Here is a 19302-nt window from a genome sequence, read left to right as displayed (position 1 = left end):
CCCTTACGCCCCTCCCGCCTTACTTCACCACTGGAGCCAGCCATGGCCATCGAGGTCCGCATCCCCACCATCCTCCGCACCTACACCGACGGCGAGAAGGCCGTCAGCGGTGAGGGCGCCACGCTGTCCGAGCTGTTCGCGGACCTGGAGACGCGCCACAAGGGCATTCGAGAGCGAATCGTCGAGGGCGCTGACGGCGGCAAGCTGCGCCGCTTCGTGAACGTCTACCTCAACGACGAGGACGTCCGCTTCCTCGACGGCATCTCCACCGCCCTCAAGGACGGCGACAGCGTCACCATCCTCCCGGCGGTCGCCGGCGGCTCCGTCTGATGCGCTACGACTCCCCGCTGGCCGCGGTCGGCAACACGCCGCTCGTCCGGCTGCCCCGGCTGTCGCCCTCGGACGACGTCCGGATCTGGGCCAAGCTGGAGGACCGGAACCCGACCGGGTCCATCAAGGACCGGCCCGCGCTCCACATGGTCGAGCAGGCCGAGAAGGACGGCAGGCTGTACCCCGGCTGCACGATCCTGGAGCCCACCTCGGGAAACACCGGGATCTCGCTCGCGATGGCGGCCAAGCTCAAGGGCTACCGGATCGTGTGCGTCATGCCGGAGAACACGAGCCAGGAGCGGCGTGACCTGCTGGCCATGTGGGGAGCCGAGATCATCTCGTCGCCGGCGGCGGGCGGGTCGAACACCGCGGTCCGGGTGGCGAAGGAACTGGCGGCGGAACACCCCGACTGGGTGATGCTCTACCAGTACGGCAACCCGGACAACGCGGGCGCCCACTACGCGACGACGGGCCCCGAGATCCTGCGGGACCTCCCGTCGATCACCCACTTCGTGGCGGGGCTGGGCACGACGGGCACCCTGATGGGCGTCGGCCGCTACCTGCGCGAGCACGTCGACGGCGTCAAGATCGTCGCGGCGGAGCCGCGGTACGACGACCTGGTCTACGGGCTGCGCAACCTGGACGAGGGCTTCGTCCCGGAGCTGTACGACGCCTCGGTCCTGACGACCCGCTTCTCCGTGGGCTCGGCCGACGCGGTGACCCGCACCCGTGAACTCCTCCAGCAGGAGGGCATCTTCGCGGGCGTCTCCACGGGCGCCGCCCTGCACGCGGCGATCGGCGTGGGCCGCAAGGCGGTGGCCGCGGGCGAAGCGGCGGACATCGTGTTCGTGGTGGCCGACGGAGGCTGGAAGTACCTGTCGACGGGCGTGTACACGGCCGCGACGACGGAAGCGGCGATCGAAACCCTGCAGGGCCAGCTCTGGGCCTGACCCGCCGGGACACCGCCCCGGCCCCGGCCCGGCCGCGGGGCTGATCCGGCCCCGCCCGCGCCGGCGCCGACCGGGTTCGTCCAGCCCTTCGGCGCCGAAGCCGGGGGTCCGGGGCCTGCCCCGGGGAACGGTGGGGGCGGGGCGGGGAGACTGCCCCACGGGCGGGACGCCGCCGGCGGCAGACACCCCGCCCGAGTACGGTCCTGGCCGCACGGCGCACAGCCGGACCAGCCGATCCGGGGCCCGCCGACCCGCCGGCCGACAGCAGCTCCGCCAGGACGGCCGCGTGGCCGGAGGCCGGGCGCCGCACGGCGCACAGCCGGACCGGCCGGCCCGGATCGCCCCCGGGCCCGGGCGCTCGGACGCCGGCCGGTCAGCCGGACAGCAGGTCCGCCAGGACGGCCGCGTGGCTGGAGGCCGGGTCCCTGACCGCAGTCAGGAGGGTCACCGGACCCGCCTCGGCCAGCGCGCGCAGCCGCTCCAGCTCCGCCGCCGCCTCCGGCTCCGCCAGCTCCGCCTCGTACCGCGCCCGGAACTCCTGCGCCGGGCCCCCGCCGCCGTGGAACCACTTCCGCAGCTCCCCCGACGGGGTCACCGCCTTCGGCCATTCGTCGACCGCCGCCACCGCCTTCGCCAGGCCCCGCGGCCACAGCCGGTCCACGAGGACCCGTACGCCGTCCGCCCCCGGCTCCGGGGGGTCGTAGACCCGTCGCACCCGCACCCCCATCAGCCGCCGCCTCCGAGTCCCCTGACCTCGTCCCACACCGCCGGATCCAGCACGCCCAGCCGCCTCCCCAACTCCCACACCGACACCTCGGCCGGCCGGTCCGCCTCCAGGTAGCTCACCCGCCCCCCCTGCGCCCCGACCGTCCCCGGCGGCAGCGGGATCACCCCGGCCCGCCGGTCGTCGTACTTCCCGGTGATCCACGCGACCCGCGCCCGGTGGGTCCGTACGGAGGCCACCGCCAGCACCAGGCACAGCCGCCCGTCGGCGAGGGACCACAGCTCACCGGCCTGCGGCTGCGGCGCCGCACCCGGCCCGTGCTGCGGCGCGGCCCGCCGGGCGGCCGCCGGCCGACGCCCCGCGACCAGCACCACCAGCACCACGGCCACCACCGCAGCTGCCGCCGGCCACCAGGACGTGTCCATATTCCGAAGGTAGCCGCGCCCGCACCCCCCGGCACGGCAGTACACCGGCACGCCCGTGCCCAGCGTCGCTCCCCCGGGTGACAGCACAGGTGATTCCCCCCACAACGGCCTGCCGCGGAGGAGCGACCTGACGTTTCGCGCCTTACGCTCGACCCACGCACGGCCCGCATTCCGTCCACGGACCGTCCCCGGAGGTTTACGCTCCATGAAGCTCACCGTCGTCGGCTGCTCGGGGTCGTTCCCGTCCGCGGAATCGGCCTGTTCGAGCTACCTCGTCGAGGCCGACGGCTTCCGGCTGCTCCTCGACATGGGCAACGGCGCCCTCGGCGAGCTGCAGCGCCACATCGGTCTCTACGACCTCGACGCAATCTTCCTGAGCCACCTGCACGCCGACCACTGCATCGACATGTGCGCCTACTTCGTGGCCCGCTTCTACCGCCACGAGGGCGGCCGCTGCGGCAGCATCCCCGTCTACGGTCCCGAAGGCACCGAGAAGCGTCTGACGACGGCGTACGAGGACGTCCCCGACGAGCGCTCGATGAGCGAGGTCTTCGACTTCCGGACCCTGAAGTCCGGCAGCTTCGAGATCGGTCCGTTCACGGTCCGCACCGAGCGGGTCAGCCACCCCGTGGAGGCCTACGGCATCCGCGTCGAGCACGGCGGCCGCTCCCTCACGTACTCCGGTGACACGGGCGTCTGCCCCGAGCTGGGGGTGCTCGCCGAGGGCACCGACCTGTTCCTGTGCGAGGCGTCCTTCACGCACGGCAAGGAGGACGTCCCGGGCCTCCACCTCAACGGGCGCGAGGCCGGGGAGTTCGCCCGCGGCGGCCGGGTCGGCCGGCTCGTCCTGACGCACATCCCGCCGTGGACCGACGCCCGCCGGAACATCGCCGACGCCCGCGAGGTCTACGACGGCCCGGTCGACCTGGCGTACGCGGGCGCCGTCTACGAGGTCTGACGCACCGTCGCCCGTACGCCGAAGCCCCCGCCCTCCGGAAGGAGGGCGGGGGCTTCGCGGTGCGCGGCGCCGTGGTTACTTGGCCTCGGCCTTGAGCAGCTCGGCGAGCTCCTCGTCGGACTCGCGGCCCGGCGTCGGGAGGTTGAACTTCGTGATGGCGAAGCGGAAGACCACGTAGTAGACCACTGCGAAGCACAGGCCCACGACCGCCAGGCCCAGCGGGTTGGTGGCCTTGCCCAGGTTCAGCAGGTAGTCGATGGCGCCGGCGGAGAAGCCGAAGCCGTCCTTCATGCCGAGCCCCCACGTCAGGGCCATCGAGACACCGGTCAGCACCGCGTGGATCGCGTACAGGACCGGGGCGATGAACATGAACGTGAACTCGATCGGCTCGGTCACACCGGTGACGAAGGAGGTCAGCGCGAGGGAGAACATCATGCCGCCGACGACCTTGCGGCGCTCGGGGCGGGCGCAGTGGACGATCGCGAGGCAGGCCGCCGGGAGGGCGAACATCATGATCGGGAAGAAGCCGGTCATGAACTGTCCGGCGCTCGGGTCACCGGCGAGGAAGCGGGAGATGTCGCCGCTCTTGCCTTGGTACTCGCCCGCCTGGAACCACGGGAAGGAGTTCAGCAGGTGGTGCATGCCGACCGGGATCAGCGCGCGGTTGGCGATACCGAAGATGCCCGCGCCGACGGCGCCGGAGCCGACCAGCCACTCACCGAAGCTGTGCAGACCCGTACCGAGGACCGGCCAGATCAGGCCGAAGACGATGCCGATGACGAGGCCGGCGAAGGCCGAGAGGATCGGGACCAGACGGCGGCCGCCGAAGAAGCCCGCCCACTCGGGGAGCTTGGTCCGGTAGAACTTCTGGTAGATCAGGGCGACCACGATGCCCATGACGACACCGCCGAGCACCTTGGCGTCGACGGGGGCGTCCACGAGCGCGACCTTGTGGTCGACGACCGCCTCGACCTGCGGCAGGCTCGGGTCCGTGAAGGTCGCGAGGACCTTCGAGAAGACCAGGTAGCCGGTCACGGCCGCGAGCGCGGTCGAACCGTCGGACTTCTTGGCGAAGCCGATCGCGATGCCGACGGCGAACAGCAGCGCCATGTTGGCGAGGATCGCGCCGCCGCCGGCGGACATGTATCCGGCTATCTTGGTCAGGAACGTCGGCAGCGAGGGGTCGCCGAGCATGTCCTTGTCGCCGAGACGGACGAGCAGCGCGGCCGCCGGCAGCACCGCAACGGGGAGCATGAGGCTCCGGCCGATGCGCTGCATGACGGCCATCACGCCCGCGCCCTTCTTCTTTTCCGCAGCGGTGGCTGTGGACATGAGGTTCCTCCAGAAGGCAAGGCGCCGCCCGGGGGACGAACGGGGGCCGGCGGCGTCTCAAAATGGGGGTACGCGAGCTCCGGACCCGGGCTTGCGTGGTCTACACCAATGGGTGGTGTAGACCAGTTGTAGCATGGTCGGGGATAGATAAGGAACCTTCGATTTCCTGTGGTCTACGCCACACTCCGCCCGCGGGGGTGACCTGCGGCCCGGGGCAAGCGGAAGGCCCCCGGATCCATGGATCCGAGGGCCTCACGCGACGCGGTGCCGTGATGTCTTCGTGCTCTACGCCTTGGTGTTCTCCGCCTCCATCGCCGCGATCTCCTCGTCCGACTCCCGCCCCGGCGTCGGGATGTCGAACTTCGTGATCGCGAAGCGGAACACGACGTAATAGACGACGGCGAACCCCAGACCGATCGGAATGATCAGCAACGGCTTCGTCGCCAGGCTGAAGTTGATGAGGTAGTCGATCAGCCCCGCCGAGAAGCTGAACCCGTCGTGCACCCCCAGCCCCCACGTCACGGCCATCGACGCACCCGTCAGCAGTGCGTGGATCGCGTACAGCACCGGCGCGACGAAGAGGAACGAGTACTCCAGCGGCTCGGTGATGCCCGTGACGAACGAGGTCAGCGCCACCGACAGCATCAGGCCGCCGACCTCCTTGCGCCGCTGCGGCTTCGCGCAGTGCGTGATCGCCAGCGCCGCCGCCGGCAGGGCGAACATCATGATCGGGAAGAAGCCGCTCAGGAACTGCCCCGCGTCCGGGTCGCCCGCCAGGAACATGTTGATGTCGCCGTGCACCGTCGTCCCGTCCGGCTTGGTGTAACTGCCGAACTGGAACCACACCGGCACGTTCAGGAACTGGTGCAGGCCGATCACCAGCAGCGCACGGTTGGCGACGCCGAAGATGCCGGCGCCCCAGGAGCCCAGCCCCACCAGCCAGTCCGAGAAGGACTCCAGCGCACTGCCGACCGGCGGCCAGACCCACAGGCAGAGCGCGGCGAACCCGATCGCGACGAACGACATGATGATCGGGACCAGACGGCGGCCGTTGAAGAAGCCCAGCCAGTCGACCAGCTTCACACGGTGGAAGCGCTGCCAGAACCAGGCGGCCAGCAGGCCCATGATGATGCCGCCGAACACCCCCGGGTTCTGGTACGTGAACTCCACGAACGTGTTGTTCGGCCCCAGGCAGCCGCCCCCGATGTCGCGCGTACCGGCCGGACAGGTGTTGGGGAACGCGTGCAGCACCCCCCGGTACACCAAGAAGCCCGCGACCGCCGCGAGCGCCGTCGAACCGTCCGCCTTCTTCGCCATGCCGATCGCCACGCCGATGCAGAAGAGCAGCGGCAGCCCGAGGTCCGCGTTCAGCAGGGCGCCACCCGCGGCCACCATCACCTTGGCCACGATCGTCCAGTTCAGGCCGTCCTCGCCGAACACGCCCGGCTGCCCGAGCCCGTTGAGCAGGCCCGCCGCGGGCAGGACCGCGATCGGCAGCTGCAGACTCCGCCCCATCTTCTGCAGCGCCGGGTACAAGCCGCTCCACCACTTCGGCTCCGGTGCTGCTGTGGTGCTGCTCGCGCTCATCGGCGTCCTCCCTGGCGAGCCCGTTTGGGCAGGTGCGCCCCGTGCGGCACACTGGTGTAGACCACTTGTGATGAGGTCGCACTCACCCGCCCGGAGGGCAGGTCGCTGCTGATCGTCATCATTCGGCAGAAGCTGGACCCGCGCTCGCGTAGCTGGGCCAACAGTGGGCTACCGTGACAAAGCGGGCCCCGCTGGCTGGACCTGGACCGCCGAGACTCGTTCTTCGTAGAACTCAGGGAGAAAACATGGCCACCAAGGCTGAGAAGATCGTCGCCGGGCTCGGCGGCATCGACAACATCGAAGAGGTCGAAGGCTGCATCACCCGCCTGCGCACCGAGGTCGCCGACCCCAGCCTCGTCGACGAAGCCGCCCTGAAGGCCGCGGGCGCCCACGGCGTCGTCAAGATGGGCACCGCGATCCAGGTCGTCATCGGCACGGACGCCGACCCGATCGCCGCCGACATCGAAGACATGATGTGAGCTGACCACCCGCTCGCACACCCCACGAGACCCCGTCCCGCACCTGTCCGGACGGGGTCTTCGTACGCCCGCGGCCGGGCCCCCGCACACGGACATGGGCCCGGCCCGGCACCGACTAGGCTCGGACCCATGTCTCGCATCGACGGCCGCACGCCCGAACAGCTCCGCCCGGTCACCATCGAACGGGGATGGAGCAAGCACGCCGAGGGCTCCGTCCTCATCTCCTTCGGCGACACCAAGGTCTTCTGCACCGCCTCCTTCACCGAAGGCGTCCCGCGCTGGCGCAAGGGCAGCGGCGAAGGCTGGGTCACCTCCGAGTACTCGATGCTGCCCCGCTCCACCAACACCCGCGGCGACCGCGAATCCGTACGCGGCAAGATCGGCGGCCGCACCCACGAGATCTCCCGCCTCATCGGCCGCTCCCTGCGCGCCGTCATCGACTACAAGGCGCTCGGCGAGAACACCATCGTCCTGGACTGCGACGTCCTCCAGGCCGACGGCGGCACCCGCACCGCCGCCATCACCGGCGCCTACGTCGCCCTCGCCGACGCCGTCGCCTGGGGCCAGCAGAAGAAGCTGATCAAGGCCGGACGCAAGCCGCTCACCGGCACCGTCGCCGCCGTCAGCGTCGGCATCGTCGACGGCGTCCCGCTGCTCGACCTCTGCTACGAGGAGGACGTGCGGGCCGAGACCGACATGAACGTGGTCTGCACCGGCGACGGCCGCTTCGTCGAGGTCCAGGGCACCGCCGAGGGCGAGCCCTTCGACCGCAAGGAGCTCAACGCGCTCCTGGACCTGGCCGCCGGCGGCTGCGCCGACCTCGAAGCCATCCAGCTGGGCGCCCTGCAGCTCTGACCGGCCCCCGCCCCCACGGCGGCCGCCAGAACCGCAGAGGGCGCTCGCGCGTCTCCCTGTACACGGGCGCACGGTGTCAAAGCCGTGCGCCCGTCCCCGTATCCACGTCCATGTCCTTCTCGGCACCCTGGGAGACCCGAACATGAACCCGAAGCACCGCATAGCGGCGGTCGTCCTGGCCGCGGCCCTGGCCGTCCCGGCGCTGACGTCCTGCGACGCGATCTCGACCGCGATGGACTGTGCGAACACGGCCGTGGCCATCACCGACGGGGCCAACGACCTCCAGCAGGCGGTCTCCCAGGCCGGCAACAGCCCGCAGGACGCCCAGAACGCGCTGAACCAGATCGAGACCAGCCTCAAGAAGGTCGGCGACCAGACGGACAACGCCGACCTGAGCAAGGCCGTCTCCTCCATGACCACCGCGGTCAAGAACGTCCGCACCGCCATCGAGAACGGCAACCCCAACCCGGACATCCAGCCGGTCGCCGACGCGGCGAAGGAACTGTCGAAGGTCTGCACGCCGGGCTGACCGGGGCCCGCGCCCGCTTCCGCGAGGAGCCGGCCGGAATAATGGCCGCCATGACCAGCCGCCTGATCCTCGCCACCCGCAACGCGGGCAAAGTCGCCGAGCTCCACGCCATCCTGTCCGACGCCGGCCTGCCGTACGAGCTGGTCGGCGCGGACGCGTACCCCGAGATCCCGGACGTCAAGGAGACCGGCGTCAGCTTCGCCGAGAACGCCCTCCTCAAGGCCCACGCCCTGGCCCGGGCCACGGGCCTGCCGGCCATCGCCGACGACTCCGGCCTCTGCGTGGACGTCCTGAACGGCGCCCCCGGCATCTTCTCGGCACGGTGGGCGGGCCGGCACGGCGACGACAAGGCCAACCTGGACCTGCTGCTGGCCCAGCTCGGGGACATCGGCGACGAACACCGCGGGGCCCACTTCGCGTGCGCGGCCGCCCTGGCCCTCCCGGACGGCACCGAGCGCGTCGTGGAGGGCCGCCTCCTCGGCACCCTCCGCCACACCCCGGCGGGCACGGGCGGCTTCGGCTACGACCCGATCCTCCAGCCGAACGGCGACACCCGCACCTGTGCGGAACTCACCCCCGCGGAAAAGAACGCCATCTCCCACCGGGGCCAGGCCTTCCGCGCCCTGGTCCCCTTCATCCGCGCCCTGGTGGCCTGACCGCCTCCGCCCGCAACACGGAAGGCCCCATACGTGCTGCTCACGTACGGGGCCTTTCGCTGAATGCGGTTGGGGGGACTCGAACCCCCACGGGTGTTAACCCACTGGGACCTAAACCCAGCGTGACTGCCAATTCCACCACAACCGCCCACGAATCGGGTCGAAATGGACATCGGCCCGGAGTGGCTGCGGTCAGTCTACGGCGGCGGGACGGAGAAACGGGGCGGGATCCCGGTGGGAATCGGTCAGATGCCGAGGTCCTTGATGATCTTGGCTACGTGGCCCGTCGCCTTGACGTTGTACAGGGCGCGTTCGACCTTGCCCTCCTCGTCCACGATCACCGTCGACCGGATGACCCCGGTCACCGTCTTGCCGTACAGCTTCTTCTCCCCGAACGCCCCGTAGGCCTCCAGGACCTGCTTCTCCGGGTCGCCCACCAGCGTGACCTTCAGGTGCTCCTGCTCGCGGAACTTCGCCAGCTTCTCCGGCTTGTCCGGGGACACGCCGATGACGTCGTAGCCGGCCTGCGCCAGTACCGCCAGGTTGTCCGTGAAGTCGCAGGCCTGCTTCGTGCAGCCGGGCGTCAGTGCCGCGGGGTAGAAGTACACGATCACCTTGCGGCCCTTGTGGTCGGCGAGCGAGACCTCGTTGCCGTCCGCGTCGGGCAGGGTGAAGGCGGGGGCGGTGTCGCCCGGCTGGAGTCGCTCGCTCATGTCAACAGTCTCCTCGGGAGGGGATCGGTACGGGTCCGAGACTAAGCTGACAGACTGTTCATGGTGGGCTACGCCCCCTACTCGACCCGACGACGACGGAGGCAGCGCGGTGCCGGAAGCCAGGACCCCCGCACAGATCGAGGCGGACATCGTCCGCCGCCGCGAACAGCTCGCCGAGACGCTCGACGAGATCGGAGTGCGCATGCACCCGCAGACGATCATCGGGGACGCGAAGGCCAGGGTCGCCTCGACGGTCGACCACACCGCCGGGCGCGCCGTCGTCGCCGTGAACCGTCTCCTGACGGACGTGCGCGACAGCATGCGGCACGAGGACGGCACCCCGCGCTTCGAGCGGATCGTGCCCGTCGCGCTGCTCGCGGTGGGTGTGGTCGGCGTGCTCGTGACCTCGGCTCGGCGCAGGCGCTGATGACCCTGCGGCGTACGGGCGGGCCACGGACGGGTAGGTTCGTGGCGTGAGCGACGACACCAACACCACCAGCCACGACAAGCTGCCGATCCGCATGCTGCACGACCGTGTGCTCGTGAAGTCCGATTCGCCCGAGGGCGAGCGGCGCTCGGGCGGCGGCATCCTGATTCCGGCGACCGCTGCCGTGGGCAAGCGGCTGGCCTGGGCCGAGGTGGTCGCGGTCGGGCAGAACGTGCGCAGCGTGGAGCCGGGCGACCGGGTGCTGTACGACCCCGAGGACCGGGCCGAGGTCGAGGTGCGGGGTGCGACGTACGTGCTGATGCGCGAGCGGGACCTGCACGCCGTGGCCGCGGAGCGGCTGGAGGGGTCCAAGGACTCCACCGGGCTGTACCTCTAGATCACTTTTGGATCAGTTCTGGATCGTTTCCCGTGCGGTTAGGGCCGGTGACCGGTGTCACCGGCCCTTTTGTATGGCTTTTGCTACGGTGGGGGAACCCCGACGAGACGCGCCGTACCGGGTGGCCTGGGCCGCAGGACAAGACGACGCACCCCGTTCGCTCTCGTCCCGGAGGTGTCTGTCATGGCCTGGGTTCTGCTTCTCGTCGCAGGTCTGCTCGAGGTCGGCTGGTCGATCGGTATGAAGTTCACGGAGGGCTTCACCCGGTTGTGGCCGAGCGTGTTCACCGGCGCGGGGATCGTCGCCAGCATGGTGCTGCTCTCGTATGCGGCGAAGACGCTGCCCATCGGTACCGCGTACGGCGTATGGGTGGGCATCGGTGCGGCCGGGGCGGCCGTGCTCGGCATGGCGGTGCTGGGTGAGCCCGTCACCGCCGCCCGGATCTTCTTCATCTGCCTGCTGCTGGTGGCCGTGGTGGGGCTGAAGGCGACCTCCGGTCACTGAGCCGGGCGCCTATTCCAGGTACTCCGAGGGCGGGCGGCCGCGCAGGCCGCCGGTGACGCCGCCCAGTGCCCCGGCCGTGGCGCCCGTCGTGGTGCCCGACGTCGTTCCCGTGCCGGTCCCGGTGGAGGTGCCCGCGTCGGACCGGCCCCCCGTGGTGTCGCCCTCCGTGCTCTGGCCGCCGGTGTCCTGTCCCTGGTCCTGTCCTTGGTCCTGGCCCTGGTCCTGACCCTCGTTCCGGCCGCCGGTGGGCGGCGTCGGGCGGCTCGGGCGGTTCGGGCGGCTCGGCGGGGCCGGGGACTGCGGCGTGCTCTCCTCGTCCGGAGTGGGCTCCGGGCTGCTGGGGACGGCCGGCGGGGGCGACGGGGCCGCGCCCGGTTCGAGTTCGAGGTCGAAGTCCAGGGGGTCGCCGCCCTCCAGGGCCGTCTTCGTGTACTGCGCCCAGATCCGGGCCGGGTAGCCGCCGCCCCCGATGCGGGCCTCGCCGAGCGCCCCGTACAGGGATTCCAGTGTGCCCGTGTCCGGGTCCTGGCCCATCATCGAGACGACCGTGACCAGGTCCGGGGTGTACGCCGCGAACCAGGCGGAGCGGTCCAGTTCTCCGGTGCCGGTCTTGCCGGCGGCGGGGTGCCCGGCGGCGAGGGCGGCCGTACCGGTGCCGTTGTCGACGACGCTGACCAGCATGGACGTGGTGGTGTCGGCGGCCTCGCGGCTGATGGCCTGCTTCGGGGTGCGGTCGGGCAGCGGGACGCTGTCGCTGCCCTTGGTGATCTTCTCGATGAAGGTGTACGGGGTGTAGCGGCCGTGGTCGGCGAGGGTCGCGTAGGCCTGGGTCATGTCCAGGACGCTGGCCTGGAGCGTGCCGAGCGCGATGGCCGGGACGGGCAGGAAGTTCGGGGTGTTCTCGGGGATGCCCAGCGCGATGGCGGTTTCCTTGACCTTGCTGGTGCCCACGTCCACGGCCATCTGGGCGTAGACGGCGTTGACGGAGAGGTCGGTGGCGGTGTTGACGGTGATCGGGCCGTACGACACCTGGCCCTCGTTCTCGGGGGCGAAGCGGATCCGGCCGCCGACGACGGGCCGCCGGTTGTCGCCGTTGTAGACGGTGTTGGGGGTGATGCGGCGGCCGTCCTGGGTGCGGGAGTCGTTCTCGACGGCGGAGGCGAACACGAACGGCTTGAAGGTGGAGGCGACCTGGTAGTCGTGCCGGGTCGCGTTGTTGACGTACTGCTTGGTGTAGTCGACGCCCCCGTACAGGGCGACGACCTTGCCGGTGGCCGGGTCGATGGAGACCCCGCCGGCCCGCACGACGCGGTCGGCCTTGCGCGCCTGCGGGTCGAGGTCGTCGGCCATCTTCTCGTCGACGGCGTCGACGAAGGCGTTCTGTCTGCGCTTGTCGATGGTGGTGGTGATGCGGTAGCCGCCCTCGGCGAGCGTCTTCTCGTCGAGGATCTTGTGGTCGACGATGTAGTCCTTGACGGCCTCGACGAGATAGCCGCGCTGGCCGGAGAGTCCGGCGGCCGGGCGGACCTTGCCGGGTTCGGGGAAGCGGGTGGCGCTCCGCTCGGCGGCGGGCAGCCACTGCTTCTTGACCATGCCGTCGAGGACGTAGTTCCAGCGGGCGAGTGCGCGTTCACGGCTCTGCGGGTGGGACACGACGTCGAAGGCGCTGGGGGAGTTGAGCAGGGTGGCGAGGTACGCGCCCTCCGCGGTGGTGAGTTTGCCGACGTCCTTGCCGTAGTAGGCCTGGGCGGCGGCCTGGATGCCGTACGCATTGCGCCCGAAGTAGCTGGTGTTGAGGTAGCCCTCCAGGATGTAGTCCTTCGACTTCTCGCGACCGAGCTTGATCGCGATGAAGAACTCCTTGATCTTCCGTTTGATCGTCTGTTCCTGGCCGAGGTAGTAGTTCTTCACGTACTGCTGGGTGATGGTCGAGCCGGACTGGGTGCCCTTGCCCGTCGCCGTGTTCCAGGCGGCGCGGAGCATCGCCTTGGGGTCGACCGCCCGTTCGGAGTAGAAGTCCCGGTCCTCGGCGGCCAGTACGGCCTCCTGCACCGTGCGGGGGATCTGCGAGAGCGGGACGTTGACGCGGTTGACCTCGCCGTCGCGGGCGAGCTGGGAGCCGTCGGCGTAGAGGTAGAGGTTGGACTGCGCGGTCGCGGCGGCGTTGGCGGGCGGGATGTGGACCAGCAGGTAGCCGGCGACGAGGCCGCCGACGACCAGCAGGGCGAGCAGCAGCACGGCGCCGAGGGCCATCCGCCAGGTCGGGATCAGACGGCGCCAGCCGGTCCGCTTCCGTTTCCGTTCGGCCCTCTTGGCGTCCCTGCGGGCCTGCCGGTCGCTCTTGGGGCCCTGGTTCCGGCCCTGGCTCCGGCCCGGGGACGCCGCCGGGGACTGCGGCTGCGGCTGCCCGCGGGGCCCTTCGGGAGTGTCCGGGTCGCGAGGGTTCCAGCCCGGTGGTGGTGACTGGTCGCTCATCGCCAGAACTCCTCGACGCCGTACGAAATATCCACGTCTGTACCTCATGCTGTCTACCCGATGGCCGCTCATTCCGCGTCGGACGGGCGTAAATCGGTCGCGTGGATCGCCCCTCCGCACTAAGCTCGCGCGCTTTGGCCGACGTAGGAACGACCGGGAAAACGGAGGGATACGGTGCGCCAGGGAACGGCTCGCAGAGCGTGGCTCTATCCGGCCGTCGCGGCCGGCGGGTTCCGGCGCTACGCCACCTACGGGACGGCGACGGCGGCAGGGGTGTTCACCAACACCGTCTTCGGCTTCATCCTCGCCTACACGTACGTCGCGTTGTGGGACGAGCGGCCCGGACTGGGCGGCTACGACCAGGCGCAGGCCCTGACCTTCGTCTGGGTGAGCCAGTCGCTGCTCGCCGCGGGCGCGCTGATCGGCGGCGGCTTCCAGGAGGAGATGCAGGAGCGCATTCGCACCGGTGACATCGCCGTCGACCTGTACCGGCCGGCGGACCTCCAGCTGTGGTGGCTCGCGGCCGATCTGGGGAGGGCGGGCTTCCAGCTGCTCGGGCGCGGAGTGGTGCCGCTGCTGGCGGGGGCGCTGGCGTTCCAACTGGCGCTGCCCGCCGACGCGCTGCGCTGGCTGCTGTTCCTGGTGTCGGTGACCCTCGGGCTGCTCGTCAGCTTCGCGGTGCGGTACCTGCTGGGGCTGGCCGCGTTCTGGCTGATGGACGGGACGGGCATCAACCTGATGGCCACCGTGGTCACGATCTTCTTCTCCGGGATGCTGCTGCCGCTGACGGTGTTCCCGGGCGGTTTCGGGGAGTTCGTCCGTCTGCTGCCGTGGTCGGCGATGGTCCAGGTGCCGCTGGACGTGCTGATGGGCGAACACGCCGGTGCCGGGACCGCGGTGGGTGCGCTGGGCTTCCAGGCGGTGTGGGTGCTCGTACTGATGGGCACGGGGCGGCTGTTGCAGTCGGCTGCCACGCGGAAGGTGGTGGTCCAAGGTGGCTGATGCGGCCGAGGTGGTGCCGGAGGCGGCGACGACCGGGCGCGGGGGTCGTCTGCCGCTCGCCCCGCTCGATGCCCCGCTCGATGCCCCGCTCGACGTGCCGAAGCGCAGTCGTATGGTGGAAGGGCTGCGCGGCTACGGCCTGATCGTCGCGATGTGGGTCCGGTCGACGATGGCGTACCGGACGTCGTTCTTCCTGTCCGCCTTCGGGAACGCGGCGATCCAGCTCCTCGACTTCGTCGCGATTTGGATCATGTTCTCGCACGTGGACGCGCTGGGCGGCTTCACGCTGCCCGAGATCGCCCTGCTGTACGGGTCCTCCTCGGTCTCCCTGGGGATCGCCGACCTGGTCCTCGGCAATACGCACCGGGTCGGCGTCCGCATCCGCGACGGATCGCTGGACACCATGCTGGTGCGCCCGGTCCCCGTGCTCGCACAGGTCGCCGCGGACCGCTTCGCACTGCGCCGGGTGGGGCGGACCGGGCAGGGTCTGGCGGTACTGGTGTGGTCGCTCGCGGCGCTGGACGTGGACTGGACGGCCGGGAAGGTGCTGCTGGTGCCCGTGATGATCGTGGCCGGGGCGGCGATCTTCGGGGCGGTGATGGTGGCCGGCGCGGCGTTCCAGTTCGTCGCAGGGGATGCGGCGGAGGTGCAGAACTCGTTCACGTACGGCGGGAACACGATGCTCCAGTACCCGCCGACGGTGTTCGCGGCGGACCTGCTGCGCGGGGTCACGTTCGTCGTTCCGCTGGCCTTCGTGAACTGGCTGCCGGCCCTGTACCTGCTGGGGCGGCCGTATCCGCTGGGGCTGCCGGAGTGGGTGGCGTTCCTGAGCCCGCTGGTGGCGGTGGTGGTGTTCGTACCCGCGTCACTGGCGTGGCGCGCGGGTCTTCGTTCGTACCGGAGTACAGGGAGCTGAGCTGAGCGGTGGCGGGCAACGACGTGCTGATCGAGGTGGACGGAGTCGAGAAGGTCTTCGGCGTACGGCGCCGGGTCGGCCTGATGCGCCGGGAGAAACGGCAGGTCAGGGCCGTGGACGGGATCAGTTTCGAGGTGGCGCGGGGGGAGGTGGTCGGCTACATCGGGCCCAACGGCGCCGGGAAGTCGACCACCATCAAGATGCTGACCGGCATCCTCACCCCCAGCGGCGGCCGGCTGCAGGTCGCGGGCATCGATCCGGCGAAGGAGCGGATGCGGCTCGCGCACCGGATCGGGGTGGTGTTCGGGCAGCGGACCACGCTGTGGTGGGACCTGCCGCTGAAGGACTCGTACGGGCTGATGCGGCGGATGTACCGGATCCCGGAGGCCAGGTTCAAGGAGAACCTGGAGCGCTGCGTGGACCGCCTGGACCTGGCCGAGCTGCTGGACGTGCCGGTACGGCAGCTGTCGCTGGGCCAGCGGATGCGCGGGGACATCGCGGCGGCGCTGCTGCACGATCCGGACGTGCTGTACCTGGACGAGCCGACGATCGGGCTCGATCTGGTGAGCAAGGCGAAGGTACGGGGGTTCCTGCGGCAGTTGAACGAGGAACTCGGCACGACGGTGCTCCTGACCACCCACGACCTCCAGGACATCGAGCAGTTGTGCGAGCGGGTGATGGTGATCGACCACGGACGGCTGGTGTACGACGGGGCGCTGGCCGGCCTGCACTCGATGGGGAAGAGCGAGCGGACGCTGGTGGTGGACCTGGAACGGGAGCTTCCGGAGATCAGCGTGCCCGGGGCGCGGGTGGTGAAGGTGGACGGCCCGCGCCAGTGGCTCGCCTTCCCGGCGGGAACCTCGGCGGCGCCCCTGGTGGCGGAGGTGGCGGCGCGGTACCCGCTCCTGGACCTCTCGGTGCGGGAGCCGGACATCGAGGACGTGATCGCGAGGATGTACGCGGGGCGGGACTGAGGGGGCGTGCGAGGGCGACCGGGGGGCGACCGGGGGGGGGCGACCGGGGGCGACCGGTGGGGCGGGGTCCGGGGTGGGGTGAGGGTCAGGGTCGGGGTCCGGGGTGGGGGTCTGGATGGTCAGGGCTCGGGTCGGGGCTCGGGGTCGGGGGTGGGGCACGCGGTCGGGGCTCGGGCCGAGGCCCGGGCCAGGGATAAATCAGGGGTGGGGCCGGGGTTCGGGCAGGGGTCGGGCCATACAACTCCCTTGCGTGGCTGCATAGGCTGCTTCTCATGACTGACGAGCGGCCGGAGAAGCCGTTGCCGGAGCTGAGGGCGTCGGACGCCGACCGCGAACGGGTGGTGGAGCGTCTGCGGGACGCCGTCGCCGAGGGCCGGATCGACATGGACGAGTTCGAGGAGCGGCTGGAGGTCGCGTACACGTCCAAGACGTACGCGGAGCTGGAGCCACTGACCCGGGACCTGCCGGCGCCCGGCGGGGCGCCGATGCCCGTCGCGGCGGCCGCCCCGGCGCCGGCGGACGGTTCGTGGCCGTCGCGGATCGGCGGCTCCGGGGTGCAGGCGGCCGGTTCGGCGGCGGTGGCGGTGATGTCCACGTTCCAGCGCAAGGGCAACTGGACGGTGCCCGCCCGCCTGGACGCGGTGGCGTTCTGGGGCAGCGGCGAGCTGGACCTGCGCGAGGCGAACTTCGCTGAGCGGGAGGTGGTCATCAACTGCGTCGCGATCATGGGCGGCATCGAGATCACCGTCCCGCCGGGCGTGGAGGTCGACGTCCGGGGCTTCGGCTTCATGGGCGCCTTCGACCAGCGCGACACCCCGGGCCCGGCCGACCCGGGCGCCCCGAGGGTGGTCGTGACGGGCCTGGCCTTCTGGGGCGGCGTGGAGGTCAAGGTGAAACCCCCCAAGCCCCCCAAATCCCCGAAACCCCTCAAGGGCTCCCGCGCCAACCTCCGCAAGGAGCTGTAGGCAGCGGCTCCCCCGCGCCCGCCCCCCGACGCAGCCCGGAGCCACGCCGCCGGGCGGGCCGGAGCCGTACCCCTGGCGGGGCTGAGCCCTGGCCGGGGGCGGTGGGGAGCCGTGCCCCCGGCGGGGGCCGAGCCGTGGCCCCCGGGCAGTGGGGAGCCGTGCCCCTTGCTGCCGGGCCCGGGCGTCAGCCAGGGGGACTGACCTGGCTGCGTCCGGGTGGGCCCGCGGGCGGCCGTGCGGGCCGAGCGGGCCGTCAGGCCGGTGGCGTGGCGGCCCGCCGGCGCGCGGGCCGCCACGTGTGCCCGTACGGATAATCGGCGCGCCGGGAACTCCTCGGCGCTCCGGGGAGTCGGATGCTATGCAGACAAAACAGGCGCCCGGGGAAGGGAGGAGCACGTGGACAACCGCATCACGGGGGCCGGCAGGGCCGGCCCTGGCGGCTTCGTGTTCAGCGAGGCCGACGAGGAGCGCCGTCGCGGCGTCCGCCGCATGAAGACCACCGCCACCGGTTTGCTGGTCCTGGTCGCACTGGTCTACGTACTGACCACCTGGGCCGAGCACACCGGGGCCGGCGCCTGGGCCGGCTACGTCCGGGCCGCCGCCGAGGCCGGCATGGTCGGTGCGCTCGCCGACTGGTTCGCCGTCACCGCACTGTTCCGGCACCCCCTCGGCCTGCCCATCCCGCACACCGCGATCATCCCGAACAAGAAGGACCAGCTCGGCGTCTCCCTCGGGGAGTTCGTCGGGGAGAACTTCCTCTCCCCGGACGTGGTCCGCACCCGCCTCCACGCCCTCGGCATCGGCGCCCGCCTCGGCGCCTGGCTGGCCGAGCCCGCACACGCCGACCGGGTCACCGCCGAGCTGGCGACGGCGCTGCGCGGAGCGCTGACCGTACTGCGCGATTCCGATGTGCAGGCCGTCGTGGGGGAGGCCATCACCCGGCGGGCCGAGACCGCCGAGATCGCGCCCGGGATCGGCAAGACCCTGGAACGGGTCGTCGCGGACGGCGGGCACCGCCGCGTCGTCGACCTCGTCTGCCTCAAGGCCCACGACTGGCTGGTGCTGCACGCGGACTCGGTGATGGGCGCGGTCCAGGGCGGCGCCCCGGGCTGGACCCCGCGGTTCGTGGACCGCAAGGTCGGCGAGCGCGTGTACAAGGAACTGCTCCGCTTCCTGACGGAGATGCGGGACATGCCGGAGCATCCGGCGCGCGGGGCGGTGGACCGGTTCCTGACGGACTTCGCGGCCGACCTGCAGTCGGACACGGACACCCGGGCCCGGGTGGAGCGGCTGAAGTCCGAGATACTCCAGCGCGGGGAGGTGCAGGAGGCGATCACCTCCGCCTGGACCGCGATCCGGTCGATGATCATCTCGGCGGCGGAGGACGAGCAGAGCGAGCTGCGGCTGCGGGTCCGGTCGTCGCTGCTGTCGCTCGGGGCGCGGCTGGCGACGGACGGGCGGCTCCAGGACAAGGTGGAGGGCTGGATCGAGGGCGCGGTGGTGTACGTGGTGACCACCTACCGGGCGGAGATCACCTCGCTGATCACGGACACGGTGGCGGGGTGGGACGCCGAGCACACGTCGCGGAAGGTCGAGGCCCACATCGGCCGGGACCTCCAGTTCATCCGCATCAACGGCACGGTGGTCGGCGCGTTGGCGGGCCTGCTGATCTACACCGTGTCCCAGGCCTTCGGCGCCTAGGTCGTGTCGTCAAAGTCCCGTCTGGCCGGCGGGGCCTGGTACGCACGCTCGCCGCGTTGTCGTCGGTCACCGACGTCCCCCAGCTACCGCTGGGAGGTGCCCCCACCGCGTCGATTCCCTCCTCCGCCTTGCGATCGCACGCACCAGGCCCCGCCGGCCCCGCCCTTCGGGCGGCCGACGCTACTTTGACGACACTCCCTAGCGCCCGTCTTCCCGCTCAGCCCCGGCCGCGGCGCTCCCCTTGGCTACCGCCGGGAGGTGCCCCCGCTCAGCCGGGCCCGCGGCGCTCCCCCTGGCTACCGCCGGGAGGTGCCCCCGCCGCAGTGGCTCCCTCCTCGGCCTTGCGACGCACCGCACCGGACGCCGCGGGCTGGCCCGGCCCGATCCGGAACACGGGGCCTGG

At 71.2% G+C, this 19302-nt stretch carries 21 protein-coding genes and 1 tRNA gene; 15 read left to right on the top strand and 7 right to left on the bottom strand.

Annotation, left to right across the window (positions count from 1 at the left end):
• Positions 1-42: 42 nt before the first annotated feature.
• Both ACIPK4_RS03665 and ACIPK4_RS03660 read left to right on the top strand, forming a co-directional pair.
• Positions 43-330 (top strand): MoaD/ThiS family protein, encoded by a 288-nt coding sequence (locus tag ACIPK4_RS03665; protein WP_030158638.1) that lies wholly within the window; start codon positions 43-45, stop codon positions 328-330.
• Entirely contained in the window at positions 330-1280 is a 951-nt protein-coding gene (locus ACIPK4_RS03660; RefSeq protein ID WP_402309030.1) for a PLP-dependent cysteine synthase family protein, read from the top strand. Before ACIPK4_RS03665 ends, ACIPK4_RS03660 begins: the two co-directional genes overlap by 1 nt.
• A 373-nt stretch (positions 1281-1653) precedes the next feature.
• On the opposite strand, the gene ACIPK4_RS03655 is transcribed toward ACIPK4_RS03660, so the two are convergent.
• Together ACIPK4_RS03655 and ACIPK4_RS03650 are read right to left on the bottom strand one after the other, a co-directional pair.
• A complete protein-coding gene (locus ACIPK4_RS03655) occupies positions 1654-2007 on the bottom strand; it encodes a DUF488 domain-containing protein (RefSeq protein ID WP_402309028.1) in 354 nt (117 codons plus the stop codon).
• Positions 2007-2429, bottom strand: a complete 423-nt coding sequence (locus tag ACIPK4_RS03650; protein WP_402309027.1) for a hypothetical protein — start codon at positions 2427-2429, stop codon at positions 2007-2009. The genes ACIPK4_RS03655 and ACIPK4_RS03650 overlap by 1 nt, the downstream gene beginning before the upstream one ends.
• Positions 2430-2634: 205 nt before the next feature.
• On the opposite strand from ACIPK4_RS03650, the gene ACIPK4_RS03645 reads away from it, so the two are divergent.
• On the top strand, positions 2635-3387 hold the full coding sequence (locus tag ACIPK4_RS03645; RefSeq protein WP_402309025.1) for an MBL fold metallo-hydrolase: 753 nt from the start codon (positions 2635-2637) through the stop codon (positions 3385-3387).
• A 75-nt stretch (positions 3388-3462) separates the two neighbouring features.
• Here ACIPK4_RS03645 and ACIPK4_RS03640 read toward each other — a convergent pair whose 3' ends face one another.
• Together ACIPK4_RS03640 and ACIPK4_RS03635 are read right to left on the bottom strand one after the other, a co-directional pair.
• Positions 3463-4719, bottom strand: a complete 1257-nt coding sequence (locus ACIPK4_RS03640) for a PTS transporter subunit EIIC (protein WP_402309024.1) — start codon at positions 4717-4719, stop codon at positions 3463-3465.
• 285 nt (positions 4720-5004) lie between these two features.
• On the bottom strand, positions 5005-6306 hold the full coding sequence (locus ACIPK4_RS03635; RefSeq protein WP_402309022.1) for a PTS transporter subunit EIIC: 1302 nt from the start codon (positions 6304-6306) through the stop codon (positions 5005-5007).
• Positions 6307-6497: 191 nt separating this feature from the next.
• Between ACIPK4_RS03635 and ACIPK4_RS03630 the strand changes: the two genes are divergently transcribed.
• From ACIPK4_RS03630 to rdgB, 4 genes are all read left to right on the top strand, one after another.
• The gene (locus tag ACIPK4_RS03630) at positions 6498-6785 is read left to right on the top strand and encodes a glucose PTS transporter subunit EIIB (protein ID WP_376199056.1); all 288 of its coding nucleotides are present in this window, start codon (positions 6498-6500) and stop codon (positions 6783-6785) included.
• Between the two features lie 129 nt (positions 6786-6914).
• A complete protein-coding gene (gene rph / locus ACIPK4_RS03625) occupies positions 6915-7640 on the top strand; it encodes a ribonuclease PH (RefSeq protein ID WP_030299875.1) in 726 nt (241 codons plus the stop codon).
• A gap of 142 nt (positions 7641-7782) precedes the next feature.
• Positions 7783-8169 (top strand): hypothetical protein, encoded by a 387-nt coding sequence (locus ACIPK4_RS03620; RefSeq protein ID WP_054220945.1) that lies wholly within the window; start codon positions 7783-7785, stop codon positions 8167-8169.
• A gap of 50 nt (positions 8170-8219) precedes the next feature.
• Complete coding sequence (gene rdgB, locus ACIPK4_RS03615) at positions 8220-8825, top strand: RdgB/HAM1 family non-canonical purine NTP pyrophosphatase (protein WP_402309020.1); 606 nt, start codon at positions 8220-8222, stop codon at positions 8823-8825.
• 64 nt (positions 8826-8889) lie between these two features.
• Here rdgB and ACIPK4_RS03610 read toward each other — a convergent pair.
• Positions 8890-8973: transfer RNA gene (locus ACIPK4_RS03610), tRNA-Leu, on the bottom strand.
• A 97-nt stretch (positions 8974-9070) separates the two neighbouring features.
• A complete protein-coding gene (bcp, locus tag ACIPK4_RS03605; RefSeq protein ID WP_402309019.1) occupies positions 9071-9538 on the bottom strand; it encodes a thioredoxin-dependent thiol peroxidase in 468 nt (155 codons plus the stop codon).
• Positions 9539-9647: 109 nt separating this feature from the next.
• On the opposite strand from bcp, the gene ACIPK4_RS03600 reads away from it, so the two are divergent.
• The 3 genes from ACIPK4_RS03600 to ACIPK4_RS03590 all read left to right on the top strand — a co-directional run bounded on the left by ACIPK4_RS03600 (position 9648) and on the right by ACIPK4_RS03590 (position 10866).
• A complete protein-coding gene (locus ACIPK4_RS03600; RefSeq protein WP_402309017.1) occupies positions 9648-9965 on the top strand; it encodes a DUF3618 domain-containing protein in 318 nt (105 codons plus the stop codon).
• Between the two features lie 94 nt (positions 9966-10059).
• The gene (locus ACIPK4_RS03595) at positions 10060-10362 is read left to right on the top strand and encodes a co-chaperone GroES (RefSeq protein WP_048475576.1); all 303 of its coding nucleotides are present in this window, start codon (positions 10060-10062) and stop codon (positions 10360-10362) included.
• A gap of 183 nt (positions 10363-10545) precedes the next feature.
• On the top strand, positions 10546-10866 hold the full coding sequence (locus ACIPK4_RS03590; protein WP_030158619.1) for a multidrug efflux SMR transporter: 321 nt from the start codon (positions 10546-10548) through the stop codon (positions 10864-10866).
• A gap of 9 nt (positions 10867-10875) precedes the next feature.
• Here ACIPK4_RS03590 and ACIPK4_RS03585 read toward each other — a convergent pair whose 3' ends face one another.
• Positions 10876-13341: a transglycosylase domain-containing protein gene (locus ACIPK4_RS03585; protein ID WP_402309016.1), complete on the bottom strand. Its 2466-nt coding sequence runs from the start codon at positions 13339-13341 to the stop codon at positions 10876-10878.
• A 174-nt stretch (positions 13342-13515) separates the two neighbouring features.
• On the opposite strand from ACIPK4_RS03585, the gene ACIPK4_RS03580 reads away from it, so the two are divergent.
• From ACIPK4_RS03580 to ACIPK4_RS03560, 5 genes are all read left to right on the top strand, one after another.
• Entirely contained in the window at positions 13516-14343 is an 828-nt protein-coding gene (locus tag ACIPK4_RS03580; RefSeq protein ID WP_402309015.1) for an ABC transporter permease, read from the top strand.
• 112 nt (positions 14344-14455) lie between these two features.
• Positions 14456-15259 carry an ABC transporter permease gene (locus ACIPK4_RS03575; RefSeq protein WP_402309083.1) on the top strand — a complete coding sequence of 268 codons (804 nt, stop codon included), beginning with the start codon at positions 14456-14458 and terminating at the stop codon, positions 15257-15259.
• Positions 15260-15267: 8 nt separating this feature from the next.
• The gene (locus ACIPK4_RS03570) at positions 15268-16233 is read left to right on the top strand and encodes an ATP-binding cassette domain-containing protein (protein ID WP_402309014.1); all 966 of its coding nucleotides are present in this window, start codon (positions 15268-15270) and stop codon (positions 16231-16233) included.
• Positions 16234-16505: 272 nt separating this feature from the next.
• The gene (locus ACIPK4_RS03565) at positions 16506-17198 is read left to right on the top strand and encodes a DUF1707 domain-containing protein (RefSeq protein WP_402309012.1); all 693 of its coding nucleotides are present in this window, start codon (positions 16506-16508) and stop codon (positions 17196-17198) included.
• A gap of 396 nt (positions 17199-17594) precedes the next feature.
• On the top strand, positions 17595-18899 hold the full coding sequence (locus tag ACIPK4_RS03560; protein ID WP_402309011.1) for a DUF445 domain-containing protein: 1305 nt from the start codon (positions 17595-17597) through the stop codon (positions 18897-18899).
• The last annotated feature ends 403 nt before the right edge of the window (positions 18900-19302 follow it).

It is taken from the genome of Streptomyces sp. NPDC086989 (assembly GCF_044745505.1).
Classification (GTDB): Bacteria; Actinomycetota; Actinomycetes; order Streptomycetales; family Streptomycetaceae; genus Streptomyces.
The sequence above is the reverse complement of the archived record's forward strand: the minus strand, read 5'-3'. Positions and strand labels throughout refer to the sequence as shown.

What these genes read in the sequence shown, in the direction of transcription:
- ACIPK4_RS03665 (WP_030158638.1), top strand. Translation starts at nt 43, where the DNA reads ATGGCCATCGAGGTCCGCATCCCCACCATCCTCCGCACCTACACCGAC.
- ACIPK4_RS03660 (WP_402309030.1), top strand. Translation starts at nt 330, where the DNA reads ATGCGCTACGACTCCCCGCTGGCCGCGGTCGGCAACACGCCGCTCGTC.
- ACIPK4_RS03655 (WP_402309028.1), bottom strand. Translation starts at nt 2,007, where the DNA reads ATGGGGGTGCGGGTGCGACGGGTCTACGACCCCCCGGAGCCGGGGGCG.
- ACIPK4_RS03650 (WP_402309027.1), bottom strand. Translation starts at nt 2,429, where the DNA reads ATGGACACGTCCTGGTGGCCGGCGGCAGCTGCGGTGGTGGCCGTGGTG.
- ACIPK4_RS03645 (WP_402309025.1), top strand. Translation starts at nt 2,635, where the DNA reads ATGAAGCTCACCGTCGTCGGCTGCTCGGGGTCGTTCCCGTCCGCGGAA.
- ACIPK4_RS03640 (WP_402309024.1), bottom strand. Translation starts at nt 4,719, where the DNA reads ATGTCCACAGCCACCGCTGCGGAAAAGAAGAAGGGCGCGGGCGTGATG.
- ACIPK4_RS03635 (WP_402309022.1), bottom strand. Translation starts at nt 6,306, where the DNA reads ATGAGCGCGAGCAGCACCACAGCAGCACCGGAGCCGAAGTGGTGGAGC.
- rph (WP_030299875.1), top strand. Translation starts at nt 6,915, where the DNA reads ATGTCTCGCATCGACGGCCGCACGCCCGAACAGCTCCGCCCGGTCACC.
- ACIPK4_RS03620 (WP_054220945.1), top strand. Translation starts at nt 7,783, where the DNA reads ATGAACCCGAAGCACCGCATAGCGGCGGTCGTCCTGGCCGCGGCCCTG.
- rdgB (WP_402309020.1), top strand. Translation starts at nt 8,220, where the DNA reads ATGACCAGCCGCCTGATCCTCGCCACCCGCAACGCGGGCAAAGTCGCC.
- bcp (WP_402309019.1), bottom strand. Translation starts at nt 9,538, where the DNA reads ATGAGCGAGCGACTCCAGCCGGGCGACACCGCCCCCGCCTTCACCCTG.
- ACIPK4_RS03595 (WP_048475576.1), top strand. Translation starts at nt 10,060, where the DNA reads ATGCTGCACGACCGTGTGCTCGTGAAGTCCGATTCGCCCGAGGGCGAG.
- ACIPK4_RS03590 (WP_030158619.1), top strand. Translation starts at nt 10,546, where the DNA reads ATGGCCTGGGTTCTGCTTCTCGTCGCAGGTCTGCTCGAGGTCGGCTGG.
- ACIPK4_RS03585 (WP_402309016.1), bottom strand. Translation starts at nt 13,341, where the DNA reads ATGAGCGACCAGTCACCACCACCGGGCTGGAACCCTCGCGACCCGGAC.
- ACIPK4_RS03575 (WP_402309083.1), top strand. Translation starts at nt 14,456, where the DNA reads ATGGTGGAAGGGCTGCGCGGCTACGGCCTGATCGTCGCGATGTGGGTC.
- ACIPK4_RS03565 (WP_402309012.1), top strand. Translation starts at nt 16,506, where the DNA reads ATGACTGACGAGCGGCCGGAGAAGCCGTTGCCGGAGCTGAGGGCGTCG.